Source organism: Gracilibacillus salinarum, from assembly GCF_022919575.1.
GTDB classification, from domain to species: Bacteria; Bacillota; Bacilli; order Bacillales; family Amphibacillaceae; genus Gracilibacillus; species Gracilibacillus salinarum.
The window spans coordinates 956,058-969,759 of record NZ_CP095071.1; the positions used below are offsets into that span (position 1 = coordinate 956,058).

Annotated in this window: 10 protein-coding genes; 3 read left to right on the forward strand and 7 right to left on the reverse strand. The window is 38.6% G+C overall.

From position 1 onward, the window contains the following. Positions 1-24: 24 nt before the first annotated feature. The 4 genes from MUN87_RS04810 to MUN87_RS04825 form a co-directional block, all read right to left on the reverse strand. Positions 25-477 carry a hypothetical protein gene (locus MUN87_RS04810; protein ID WP_244746542.1) on the reverse strand — a complete coding sequence of 151 codons (453 nt, stop codon included), beginning with the start codon at positions 475-477 and terminating at the stop codon, positions 25-27. Positions 478-1,070: 593 nt separating this feature from the next. Beyond that, entirely contained in the window at positions 1,071-1,898 is an 828-nt protein-coding gene (locus MUN87_RS04815; RefSeq protein ID WP_244746543.1) for an STAS domain-containing protein, read from the reverse strand. A 186-nt stretch (positions 1,899-2,084) separates the two neighbouring features. Further along, the gene (locus MUN87_RS04820; protein ID WP_244746544.1) at positions 2,085-4,121 is read right to left on the reverse strand and encodes an ABC transporter ATP-binding protein; all 2,037 of its coding nucleotides are present in this window, start codon (positions 4,119-4,121) and stop codon (positions 2,085-2,087) included. Then, the gene (locus tag MUN87_RS04825; RefSeq protein WP_244746545.1) at positions 4,121-5,863 is read right to left on the reverse strand and encodes an ABC transporter ATP-binding protein; all 1,743 of its coding nucleotides are present in this window, start codon (positions 5,861-5,863) and stop codon (positions 4,121-4,123) included. The genes MUN87_RS04820 and MUN87_RS04825 overlap by 1 nt, the downstream gene beginning before the upstream one ends. A 579-nt stretch (positions 5,864-6,442) precedes the next feature. Between MUN87_RS04825 and MUN87_RS04830 the strand changes: the two genes are divergently transcribed. The 3 genes from MUN87_RS04830 to MUN87_RS04840 all read left to right on the forward strand — a co-directional run bounded on the left by MUN87_RS04830 (position 6,443) and on the right by MUN87_RS04840 (position 9,743). Further along, the gene (locus MUN87_RS04830; RefSeq protein WP_244746546.1) at positions 6,443-7,216 is read left to right on the forward strand and encodes an alpha/beta fold hydrolase; all 774 of its coding nucleotides are present in this window, start codon (positions 6,443-6,445) and stop codon (positions 7,214-7,216) included. Between the two features lie 581 nt (positions 7,217-7,797). Further along, positions 7,798-9,129 (forward strand): S8 family peptidase, encoded by a 1,332-nt coding sequence (locus MUN87_RS04835; protein WP_244746547.1) that lies wholly within the window; start codon positions 7,798-7,800, stop codon positions 9,127-9,129. A gap of 215 nt (positions 9,130-9,344) precedes the next feature. After that, positions 9,345-9,743, forward strand: coding sequence for a DUF5391 family protein (locus MUN87_RS04840; RefSeq protein WP_244746548.1), 399 nt, complete (start codon positions 9,345-9,347; stop codon positions 9,741-9,743). An 820-nt stretch (positions 9,744-10,563) separates the two neighbouring features. On the opposite strand, the gene MUN87_RS04845 is transcribed toward MUN87_RS04840, so the two are convergent. From MUN87_RS04845 to sdhA, 3 genes are all read right to left on the reverse strand, one after another. Beyond that, entirely contained in the window at positions 10,564-10,788 is a 225-nt protein-coding gene (locus tag MUN87_RS04845) for a helix-turn-helix domain-containing protein (RefSeq protein WP_244746549.1), read from the reverse strand. Positions 10,789-11,154: 366 nt separating this feature from the next. Beyond that, complete coding sequence (gene sdhB, locus MUN87_RS04850; protein WP_244746550.1) at positions 11,155-11,916, reverse strand: succinate dehydrogenase iron-sulfur subunit; 762 nt, start codon at positions 11,914-11,916, stop codon at positions 11,155-11,157. A 15-nt stretch (positions 11,917-11,931) separates the two neighbouring features. Beyond that, positions 11,932-13,683 carry a succinate dehydrogenase flavoprotein subunit gene (gene sdhA / locus MUN87_RS04855; protein WP_244746551.1) on the reverse strand — a complete coding sequence of 584 codons (1,752 nt, stop codon included), beginning with the start codon at positions 13,681-13,683 and terminating at the stop codon, positions 11,932-11,934. Between the last annotated feature and the right edge of the window lie 19 nt (positions 13,684-13,702).

The window sequence follows — 13,702 nt, forward strand, 5'->3', positions numbered from 1 at the left end:
TTTTATATTTTACTTTCATCGTCACTAAGAAGATGTAACATATCTGTCGCCAAATAGTGAAGACAATTCCCTTTTTAATTGTTCTACATCTTTCTCTAACAGCCACTTTTTTTGTATGACTTCTTCTTTCCCATTCGATACAACAACGATAAACATTTCTTCTCGATCGACAATGCGTTGCACTTGTTCAAGAGGAATCGTACGTGTACGAAAGAATGAAATGCGATCAATTGTTAACTGATCTTCGTTAGCACCAATGTAAGTTTTATTCGGAAGCTTCCAATAATACATCCCTCGTAATAACCAAAATAAAATTACTGCTAAATAAGCAATGGAAATGATTATGTTTGCGTAGGATCCAATACCTGTAGACTGCAAGATGTAATAGGAACCTATAAAAATAATTACAAAAGCGACAAGTAAACAATATATACTAAATTTTCGCCAGTTGACAGTTGAAGAATATGGATAATGCAAAATAACACCCCTTTCTTTACAGTTTTGCTATTTACATTATCTTACAAACGCGTTAGTAATTCAAGGAAAGCAAAAGGAGATTACGGTCCGACGAAGTAGTAATCAAAGGCCAAAAACAGAAAAAAACTAACACTCATAATTCCGTTGAACGTAATTAAGAGCTTATTTTTATTTTTAAGTGCGAAATAAACCCCTAATGGCCCCACAATATAAGTAAACAGCCAAAACGCACTGCTCTTTGATATACACAAATTTGGTAACCAAAGTAATAAGCAGACAACCAAACAAGCTAGAGACCAGTACGTATACTTTCTCGCTGCATCCATCTCTCTCCCTACTTTCTCTTTCTATTATTAATCCTGTAGTATTGAATATATAACTATTCCCGTAAAAAAATACTAAAAACCTATCATTATATATCCCATTGTATGTAAGTGCTTCTATATACCGGACTTACTCGTCAGTCCTAATAGATGTTAATAATAGACAACTTCCTATAATAAGGATTACTGCTTGTGACTGCACTTTTATGCTTTCTTGGAAAATAAAAACCAGCTACTTCATAAAATGAAATAACTGGCTGATAAACTTGTTCAGTTGGAATCAAATGATTGAATGGTAGCCAAGGCTCGATGTAAACTACTAAACGTATCTATATGTCTCATGTTAATTCCTAAACTTACCATTGTCTGGACAATATCTGGTCTGATACCACTTAATAATGGATGAATACCGATCAATTCTAATGATTCAATCACTTTAAACAATTGCTGTGCTACCATTGTATCGATAGCACTAACCCCTGACAGGTCAATAATAATATACTCTAAATCATTGCTATTACCTTGATTTAACGCATTTTTCATTAATTGATCTGCTCTATGCGTGTCAATCTCTCCGATAATCGGAATAATACCGATTTGCTCCGTTATTTTTACTAGTGGAATAGATAACTCATCCACCGCATAACGCGCTTTCGCAATCGTATCATTATAATCCTGCATATAATGACTGCTCACAATTTTTACCGCTTGATCCACTATATAGTTAAAATTAACAATTGCTCTATTGTACGCTTCTAAAGTAAATTCCGTGTCCACTGCTTCCTGATGAATAATTTCACTAATTGCCGCACGATAATTGCCGATCTCTTCCAAAGCAATATCTAATGGCAGCATGAGATCTAATAATCGCTTACTAACTTCAACGCCCCATCCTTCTAATTGTTCAATTGGTATCTGGTTATTAGAAACGATAGACTCAGCATATACATCAAGTAATTCTTTACGCCATTGAACTAAATCATTGGTAATATCAACGCCGTTAAGTTTAGGTACCGGTATCTCATTTACTAGTTTATCTTTTTCATTCAAGATTTTTTTTGAGATGGTTGCTAGATTTTCTTTTTCTAATGGCGTCATAATATCCTCCTATAACTACTACAAATAAATTTATCATAAAATATTTTACAACATTTAATAGCAATTATCGACCATGAACCTTACAAAATCAGAAAAAACGAGGGTACTTATACGATCGATTCATACATACGACCTATATACCCTCATCCTTTGACACTTAAACTAGTATATTATATTTTTTTCAAATTATACCGCCGTAACTTCGCGGTCGGTACCTAACTGCATCTGATACATCTGGTAATAGTTCCCTTTCTGTTTCAATAACTCATGATGTGATCCAGTTTCTATAATTTTACCTCTTTCCAACACAATTATTTGATCGGCATGCTGAATCGTTGATAAACGGTGGGCAATGACAAGCATCGTTCTGTCCTTTGCTAATACCTGCATGGCTTCCTGAATCATTCCTTCTGTTTCGGTATCGATGTTAGCAGTAGCCTCATCTAATATCAAGATGGCGGGATCAAAAGCTAGTGCTCTGGCAAATGACAGTAATTGCCGCTGACCGGTAGAAAACTGACTACCGTTTTCACCGACAGGCTCGTCGTATTGCTGCGGTAATTTTTCAATAAATTGATCCGCTCCCACTGCTTTTAAAGCTGCAATTGCTTTATCTCGTGAAACAGTTGGATCCTCTAATGTAATATTTGAAAGAACCGTACCGGTAAAAATAAACGGGTCCTGCAAAACAATACCGATTGACTGGCGAATTTGCTGTCTGGTGCGCGTCATTGTGTTCACACCATCAATCTCGATTTTACCATGCTGTGGATCATAGAAACGGAAAAGAACATTCATAATTGAGCTCTTACCCGAACCAGTGTGACCCACGAAGGCCGCCATTTGTCCTGGTTTAATATGAAAACTAAGATTATTTAATACGTATTCATCTTTTTCATAAGCAAAACTGACATCCCGGAAAAGAATATCCCCTTGAACATTTTGCTCTTCTACCTTACCTACTACTTCAGTTTCTTCATCTAGTAATTCAAACACCCTGCCGCCCGCTACTCTTGCCTGCTCTAATTGTGGTAATTGATTAACAATCTGCGTCATTGGTTCAAATAAACGAGTAAGATAATCGACAAATGCATATAGAACACCGGCTGTCACAATACTCTCGCCTGTTAGCGACGCAGAACCAAAAAACCAGATAAATCCGACAAACGCAATACCACGAATAGCATTGACAAGATTAAATGAAGTGAGTGCACTTAATACTATCATTTTCTTCTGATAAGCAAAATGACGATTATTTAGCACCTCAAATTCATCCTGCGTTTCTTTCGTTCTGCGAAACGCTTGAATGACAGGCATTCCTTGAATCGATTCATTAATCGATGCGTTAATTTCGCTATTGGTCGAACGAATCACCCGATTATATTTACCAGCAAAATTCTTATAAAACTTCATCCACAAATAAAGAAGCGGAATTAAAATCAAACAGAAACTGGCCAGGGGTGGGTTTAATAGAAACAGTGCTATAAAGATTCCGGTCATATAAACAAAACCGTTAACAAATGTTTCTAATACTTTTACATATAATTCTCTAATGGCCTCCGTATCGTTCGTAACTCGTGCTACGATTTTACCAGCCGGCCGATCGACAAAGTACTTCATCGGCAATTTTTCGATTTGAGTAAACACGTCATTTCGCATACGCTGAATGATTTTGTTTGCAGAAACTTGAAGTAAATACGTTTTAAAATATTGGAAAACAGCCGCAATCAGAATAAGTCCGATATATAAAGCTAACAACAGAATAATTGGATGAAATTCAGGCTGAAAGAATGTTACCAGCTCAGCTGCAGATATTCGTTGTCCTTCGACTTCTGTCGCTGAATCACCGTCTCTAACCGTTACCAACCCGTTCTCTGCTGATTCAACTGTGTTAGTTGCAGAAATGTTTCCTTCTATTAAATAATAACTTCTCTCGGATTGTAGTAAGGTAAAATCGTTTATTACATCGTCTTCACCTATCACCCGGTCGGCTCTTTTAAGGAACATATCCTGGTAGGCAATAGTATCCGGGTCATCCTTTGCATTTACTTGCTTCCAATTTGCCTGTACACCAACAATATGATGGTCAATTACTCTTTTAGCGATCAGTGGACCAGATAATTCAAGACCTACAGCAATGATGAGACAGACCAAACCAATTATAATAAACTTTTTACTCGTAAAAGCGTAGCGTAATAATCTTTTTTCTGTTGAAGGATTCATTATTCTTCACCACCTTCCATCTGTTGCAAGCTAAATTGTGTTTTATACCAGCCAGCTTGTTTCATCAGTTCTTCATGCCGGCCACTTTCCACGATCCGCCCCTCGTCTAACACAATAATCTGATCCGCGTGTTTAACAGCTGACAAGCGATGGGCAGCGATCATAGTTGTTTTTCCTTTTCGTTCTCTTTTTAAATGAGTGATAATATTCGCCTCTGTTTTACCATCTACGGCTGAAAGTGAATCATCAAGAATCAATATTTCTGGATCCATTAATAATGCTCGCGCTAATGAAACACGCTGTTTCTGTCCCCCTGATAAGGTTACACCACTTTCTCCAACTAACGTTTGAAGTCCCTCCGGCAATGCTTCCATATCTGCTTTCAAGCAGGCAGATTCCAGGATACGATCGATTTCTTGATTTGATTTGGAACCACAGCCAAATGTCAGGTTTTCTTTGACTGTCTTAGAAAATAATACATGCTCTTGTGGTACATATCCGATCCATGATCTTGTTGTATCCAACGAAAAACTTGCTATCGGAATCTGATTGATGGTTAGGTTTCCTTGAGGCGGAGCATATTCCCTCAATAGCTGCTTGAAAAATGTTGTTTTTCCAGAACCAGTCTTGCCAACAATCCCGATTGTTTCCCCTCGTTGAATCGTAACGTTGAGGCCAGCTAATTGCTTGCCAGTAACATCCGGATAAGTAAAATCCACCTGTTCAAAATGAATTACTTCTGGTATCTCTATCTTTTTGGGAATGACAGGATCCGTTACATCTGCTTGTTGTGCAAATACATGATCTACACGATCGATCGATGCGTTCCCTCTTTGCATGACATTAATTAATTCTCCAATCGCAAACATTGGCCATATCAGCATACCTAAGTAAACATTAAAAGTTACAAGGTCTCCTAATGATATCCGATTGTCGATCACCATCATCGCACCGTAACCAAGTCCAATTGTGTACGAAATCCCTACTAAAATTTTAATTGTTGGTTCAAAGAATGCTTCCATATTGGCTACGGACTTATTCTTTTGGAAGACTGTTTCTGTCCTATCTGAAAACCGCTCAAAATCTTGCTGTTCCTGTACAAATGCTCGGGTAACCCGGACACCTCTGATCGCTTCCAGCGTATAATTATTCAATTCACTGAAAGCTGACTGTGCCGCAGTAAATCGGGTGTGAATGATCTTCCCGTATTGATGAACGATAATTGCCATTAACGGCATTGGAATTAATGCAGCAAGCGTTAATGGCCAGCTGATTGTAAATCCCATCATGAGAATGATAAAGGACATGAAAATCGTGGAATCTACCAGTGTAAGTATCCCGAAACCTGCTGTCATCATAATCGCTTTCAAGTCGTTCGTTGCACGAGCCATTAAGTCACCAGTGCGATTATGACTAAAAAAACGAGGACTCATTTTCATAAAATGGCTCATCAATTTCGAGCGCATTTTTCTTTCTAATAATAAGGATCCTCCGAATAAATGATAATCCCACAAAAACATGATGCCGTAACTAATCACAATCAATCCGATAAAGACGACAATATATTGCATTAAACGTTCTGCAGTCAATTCATTATACTGAATCGCATCAATCGCCATCCCTACTAACTTTGGTGGCAATAAATCGATAAAACTTACGATAATTAGTGCTGTGATCGCAACGGAATAACGAACCCATTGCTCTTTAAAAAACCATGATAATTTATAAAATACTGAAAACATACGCTAACCTCTCTCCCCTCTGCTGACGACCCTCTTCTATTCCTGCTATCCACCATCTATCCTATCTTTGTTATCTGCTACTCCCATCAAAAATATCATCTTCCTTCCTCCTTCATTTTTTTGTACATTGATAAAAATAAAAAAGCGTATACGTTCGTGACGTATACGCTAAAATGTTGCACATCTATCCAGTTCTAACAGGCAACAAAAAAGATCACGAACAAATCCGTGATCATCCGACTTTTCATACATACAGCTTTCTAATGATAATAGTTGTGTAACGAACTATTGATTCATCGAAATGGAGGTCACGGTAATATCATTCAGTTGTAGAATACGAACAGGAAATAATCGTTTAGTATTCATTTTGCGTAACCTCCTTTTAAATTTTTTTATCAATGCTCAATAATTATATATTCAAAATATTTTGACGTCAATACTATTTACGAAAAAATTCCAATTTTATGCTAACTATACACAAAAGGAGCGTTAACAGAACGATCAAATCTGGATAAAATAATCTTTGGTAGTGAACACTCTTAATAGATGAAATCGAGCAGTCAGATAGGAAGTGTGATTATGCCATATACTGAAACACAGCCTTCATTGTATTTTCAATGTACTGGTTCAGGAACAGCCATCATTTTTATATCTCCGCCAGCTATGGGACATCTAACCTTTCGCTACCAGCAGTTACTAAAGGATCACTTCAAGGTCATCACCTTTGATAACAGAGGAGACTGCCGAAGCAGTAATAAAGATGAAACCCTTCAATTCTCTGATTTTGTTAATGATGTGAAACGAATTCTAGATGCGAATGACATTAGTCAAGCCATCATATGTGGCTACTCAAATGGCGGCTTGCTTGCGCAGGAGTTCGCTTTACAATATCCGAATCATACGCTGGCACTTATATTGATAGGTGGTTACCATTCTCCAGCGAATAGCACGTTACGGCTGGAGTACAAGATAGGGATTTCGATAGCAAAGTGGCAATGGATCAGCTTACTTGCAAAAGCACTTAGCTTCAACCATTTTCGTGATAAAAAAGCAGCTAAAGACATGGAACTGGAAATAAAGAAAACAAACCCACATTCACTGACACAACAATATCAGCTAGGATTGCATTATCAAGCTACTGATCGTTTACACCATATCCACTGTCCACTTTTGCTTATTTATGGAGCAAATGACTTTTATGTTCACTCCTACCGCCACGGTTTTCAAGAGAAGATTGGCGATACAGAGGTTGCTTATATCCACCATTCCAAGCACCAAGTACCGACCAAATATTATAATGAGTGTAATGCGATTATATATGAATGGTCAAAGCGGAAAAAATGGATAAAGTGAGACTTTAATCAATGGGGTTTTTGACCCCAAACCGATCATTTGCGAAACTTATCAGGTGTTAGCGTCTGTTTACTCCAAATTAGCTTCTTTGTGAACTTGAAGCGGAAGTCTTACAGACGGTTAGCACCGTAATAAAGTAAAGAATTGTGTGCAATACAAAATTACTCTAAAACCAGTTATTTCATAAATGGAATAGCTGGTTTTTTATACGGTAGGAAAGCATATAATGTTAGCAATGACGTAGCACAACATAGTGAGAAATTAGTATGTACCAAGTATAAGAAAGCATGTACAGTCATAGAAGTGATCGATCCTCCCAATCACTCCGTGCCCACAGGACGCGGAGCCTATTTTCGGAGCTTTGCTTAGCAGATGAAATCTATCAAAATATTGACTACATGATCATTAAGCTCCAAATTCGAGTTTGGATATGGTTAGTCTCTGCTTTTTTTGTAATGTTTAGTATAAACTCTTTAATCTCTTAAATTCACCTATTTTCGACAATAATTGGACAATCATGGATGCCAAACAAATTATCCCTTCATAGATTGAAGTAGACAAAGAAGAAATGAGGGGATAATTTGTTTGGATATGCTATGATTCAGACTGTTCGAAATTATAGTCACCAGTTAGACCGATCCTTGCGTGATGAACTAATTCATTTGTATCGACCTTTTAAATATACACCGTGTTTCTTGCATGGGTTATTTGAAAAAAAGTTAAAACGTAAGAAAAAACTTTCTGTTATTGTACAATTTCAACCTGAGGCATATGAAGATGGTTGTCAGCAAATAGCAGAAATCACCAAGAAACATAAAAAGAATAAGTTATATCACCACTACAACAGAATATCCTGTTGTTCAGCTGATATGACTCCTGACAGTTTAGAAGAAATATTATCCACCTGTAATCACGTCAAAAAAATATATAAAAATAAAGAAGTGCAAGCTTTATTGGATGTAGCCGTTGAATCAGCCAAAGCAAAGCAAGTATTTCGTAATAATACCGCATTAACTGGACAAGGAACTAAAATTGCCATTATTGATACAGGCATACATCCGCACCAGGATTTATCAGGTAGAATTACTGATTTTGCAGATTTTATTAATCATCGTACAGATCCATATGATGATAATGGCCACGGAACACATTGTGCTGGTGATGCTGCCGGCGACGCATCAGCTTCTGATGGAAAATATAGGGGACCTGCCCCTAAAGCCAATCTGGCAGGTGTAAAAGTATTAAATAAAATGGGGTCAGGTTCATTGGATACGATCATGCAAGGTGTGGAATGGTGTATTCAATATAACGAGGACCACCCTACTAGTCCTATTGACATTATCAGCATGTCACTGGGGACAGAAGCCCAAAGTTATGGCGATGAAGACCGCGATCCTATGGTTCAAATTGTAGAAGAAGCTTGGCGAAGTGGTATTACTGTCTGTGTGGCAGCTGGTAACAGCGGTCCAGATCCGCAAACTATATGCAGTCCTGGTCTAAGTGATCGTGTCATTACAGTCGGAGCACTTGATGACCGTACTACAGCAAACACACGCAATGATGATGACGTAGCAAGCTTCTCAAGCCGAGGTCCAACACTTTATGGAGAAATAAAACCAGATATCCTTGCACCTGGAGTCGATATTATTTCCTTACGTTCACCTAATTCCTATCTTGATCGCCTCCAAAAATCGAATCGCGTAGACGGAGAATACTATATTATGTCAGGAACATCAATGGCAACCCCTATCATAGCTGGTGTAGTTAGTTTAATGAAACAACATAATCCGGACCTGACAACTGATGAAATAAAAGAAAGATTGAAGACAGGTGCTGATATCTGGGTAGATCGTGATGAGAATGTTTACGGTGCAGGTTATGTTAATGCGGAGACAGCTATACCCGAAGAATAATGAGATTTAGCTTTTATATTAACACAAAAGGACCGATTATTCTCATGTGAGATAATCGGTCCTTTATTTTTGCAAAATTTAAAATGATTGTGATTTTCACCTTGACAAACGCAATAAGATACCAGAAAATGTATATGTAAATGTTTTACAAATGAATAATTAGTTGTGTATGCTGATCTAAAGTACTGTTCTATTATTTTTGTGAGGTGAAAAGAATGAAAAAACGTGTGGTTATCACCACTTTACTCTCAGCTATCCTCTTTTGCGCCATGATGACACTAAGCTCCGCTTCTCCACTCGCAGACTCCGGCCCAAATACGAATACATTTAACTCCCTAGGTATGTGGCTTGCTGTCATTATGATTCTTATGTTTTACATGATCCCCTTAATCATGTATATGATTGGAGTGGACGCTATGAAATATGTGCTGGCCGTATTTTGTGGTGTGGGAATATTAATTAATCTAGCTTTAATCCCGATTAATCTGCTAATTGGTGAAGTTTCCGGTCAAATCGCCCCTATCACATTCGCTGTCGTAGCTATATGTACGGTTACATGCGTTGTGAATATTATTTGGTATAGGATTGCCTTCTGCCACAGAACGGCAACTTAAAGCCATTGCCACCAAATTTACCACTTGACGTCTATGCGTTTACCAATAGAAATACGTTATTAAAGCACAAAAGCCTAATTCCTCTTATTTTGCTCTGAAGAATTAGGCTTATGATCATTTGCAATGACCGAATATAGAATTTCATTATTTGTTGAACTGTATGGATATACTATGAAGTAACGGGATGTGTGCTTTTAAACCTTGAGACCATTTTGAAACGTTCTTAGTGTTATGATACCGCTCCGTCCAACCACTCCGCGTCCTGTGGGGCACGGCTGAAGCTAACTTTGTAAAGAAGAACGCTTCACAAAGTGGATCTTCAGCACCTGCACGTCCCACGGGAGTCTCCGTGGTTGGCCTACGCTATGGTTTTGCCTCTACAACTAATAATACAACTAGCATGTTGAGCGGTGTCCTTTAATGTCTATATCTCATCTTAAATACGTATTATAATGCCTAGCACCACGGCTTTTAGCTGTTCCATGCGTTGTAGCACTTCCTTAAGCGTAGGAAATAGGCGGAGACTCCTCATGCCTCAGCGCGAGCTGAAGATCCACTTCATTTGTGCCTGTGTCTGCAAAGATTGCTTCGAAGTGAGCTTCCTCGGCACAAGGCAGCAAAGAAGCATTTTCAAGTAGTAACCTAGCTGAAGCCGTGCCCACAGGACGTGGAGCATATTTCCGAAGCTTTGCTAAGCACAGTAAAAATGTCATAATCACCAAATGGAAATACAATATTACAGCATTAGATAGATTCTTGCTTAGCAAAAAATATGATACAGAAAAACCAGTTATTCCTCTATAGAATAACTGGTTTTCATCTAGAGCTCTAACTCGCCCATTCGCAACAATTCCACTACAGCTTGTGAGCGCCCCTTAACACCCAGCTTCTGCATTGCATTCGAGATGTGATTACGAACAGTTTTTTGCGAGATAAATAATTCCTCAGCTATTTCTTTTGTTGTTTTGTCTTGTACTAGCAGTTCAAATACTTCTCTTTCCCGTTTCGTTAGTAATTGCTTCGGCTTGTAGTCATTTTCTTTCAAATGTGAACCCCTCCTTGCTAACTTTAGGGCGTTGAAAATAAGAGGGTAATTACTTAGTCAAAATTATAATATGTAATCAGATGGGAAGGTGTGCTCTACAAACGTCTAATTCCCGATATTTTATGATTTTATTTTAAAAATGAAGATTCCTGCAAGTAACGGAAAGCTGCATTTCGGAAAACAGTAAAAAGTGTGATATTTTTCCATCGCAGTCATTAGATACAAATAGCCTAGCATAACCACCTGGTTGTAACTATTGTAAGAATATATGCAACTACCTATAATACGGCTTTGCAGAAGAATTTGTTTTCTTAGCATATAAAACAAAAACCCTTCTCCAGCATATGTGGAAAAGGGTTTTCTTGATTAATATGCGTTGTCGCTTCCGAAGAAGTTCTTAAATGATTGGATATTGGTATCACGGTTAAGAGCTGCAATAGAAGTTGTTAAAGGTATACCTTTTGGACAAACTTGTACGCAGTTTTGTGAGTTACCACAACCGGAAATACCGCCATCCTCCATTAATGCTTCTAAACGTTCGCTTTTATTCAATTCACCTGTTGGATGGGAATTAAATAGACGTACTTGTGATAGCGGCGCTGGTCCGATAAAATCGGAATTGCTGTTTACATTCGGACAAGCTTCTAAACAAACACCACAAGTCATACATTTTGATAATTCGTATGCCCACTGACGTTTTTTCTCAGGCATTCTTGGCCCAGGGCCTAAATCATGTGTACCATCGATTGGAATCCATGCTTTCACCTTTTTCAAGGAATCGAACATGCGACTGCGATCAACTACTAAATCACGCACAACCGGGAACGTACTCATCGGTGCGACACGAATCGGCTGTTCGAGCTGATCGACTAACGTGGAACAAGCCTGACGCGGGGTTCCGTTAATCACCATGGAACACGCACCACAAACTTCCTCCAGACAGTTTGATTCCCACTGTACTGGTGCAACATTCTTACCGTCTGCATTAACTGGATGTTGTTGTGTTTCCATTAATGCAGAAATGATATTCATGTTCTTACGATAGTTGACTTTGAAAGTCTCCTCATAGGGAGGAGAATCCGGACTGTCTTGACGAGTGACGATTAGAGTCATTTTCTCTTCTGCCATTTCTCTCTACCCCCTTTATTTTTTCTTACTGTAGTCACGTTTTCTTGGTTCAATTAATGATACATCTACGGCCTCATATTCAAACTTAGGATTGCTGGTAGCTGTATCAAAGGATGCCTTGGTCGTTTTTAGCCATTCCTCATCGTTACGATCTGGAAATTCTGGCTTGTAGTGTGCACCACGACTTTCATTACGATTATAAGCACCTTGTGTAATCACTCGAGCTAAATGAAGCATATGCTTCAATTGTCTAGTGAACATCACACCAGAGTTATTCCAGCGAGATGTATCATCCATATTGATGTTTTCCCAACGTTCCAGTAATTCCTGGATTTTTTCATCTGTCTTTAATAGTTTGGCGTTGTCACGAACAACGGTTACATTATCCGTCATCCATTCCCCTAGTTCTTTATGAATCTGGTAGGCATTTTCTTCGCCGCGCATGTTCAATAATTCTTCAAACTTTGCTTCTTCTTCTTGTAAGTGACGATCAAAAACTTCGGTAGATACATCCTCAATCGTTTTCTCAAGACCGTCCATATATTTAATGGCATTAGGTCCTGCTACCATTCCACCGTAAATAGATGATAATAAGGAGTTGGCACCAAGACGGTTACCACCGTGCTGTGTATAATCACATTCACCAGCAGCAAAGATTCCTGGGATATTGGTCATCTGATCGTAATCAACCCATAGACCGCCCATTGAATAATGTACCGCAGGGAAAATCTTCATTGGTACTTTTCGTGGGTCTTCCCCAACGAATTTCTCATAGATTTCAATAATTCCACCAAGCTTAACATCGAGCTCTTTCGGATCTTTATGAGACAAATCCAGGTAAACCATGTTTTCCCCGTTAATACCTAGTTTTTGATTGACACATACATCGAAAATTTCTCGAGTTGCGATGTCACGCGGAACAAGATTTCCGTATGCTGGATATTTCTCCTCAAGGAAGTACCAAGGTTCCCCATCCTTATATGTCCAGACACGGCCACCTTCACCACGAGCAGATTCACTCATAAGGCGAAGTTTGTCATCACCTGGAATCGCTGTCGGGTGAATTTGAATAAATTCACCATTGGCATAAATAGCACCTTGCAAGTAGAGTCCCGCAGCTGCTGAACCAGTATTAATAACAGAGTTGGTAGATTTACCAAAGATAATTCCAGGTCCGCCAGATGCAAAGATTGTTGCATCTGCTTTGAATGCTTTTAATTCATGTGATTTGATGTTTTGACCAATAATACCACGGCCTACACCTTCATCATCTATAATAGCTGAGATGAATTCCCAGCCTTCATATTTTGTAACTAAGCCTTGTACCTCATAACGACGTACCTGCTCATCTAAAGCGTACAACAATTGCTGTCCTGTTGTCGCACCGGCATATGCTGTACGGTGATGCTGTGTACCACCGAATCTACGAAAATCTAATAAACCTTCAGGTGTACGGTTAAACATAACACCCATACGATCCAACATATGAATAATTCCTGGTGCTGCTTCACACATTGCTTTTACCGGTGGCTGATTTGCTAAGAAATCCCCACCATACACGGTATCATCAAAGTGTTCCCAAGGAGAATCCCCTTCCCCTTTGGTATTTACGGCACCATTAATTCCACCTTGTGCACAAACAGAGTGAGACCTTTTTACAGGTACAATTGATAACAGATCAACGTGTACGCCTGCTTCTGCTGCTTTTATTGTGGCCATTAACCCCGCTAGACCACCACCAACAATAACAATATTGCGATCACTCATGTAAACTCACTCCCTCTAC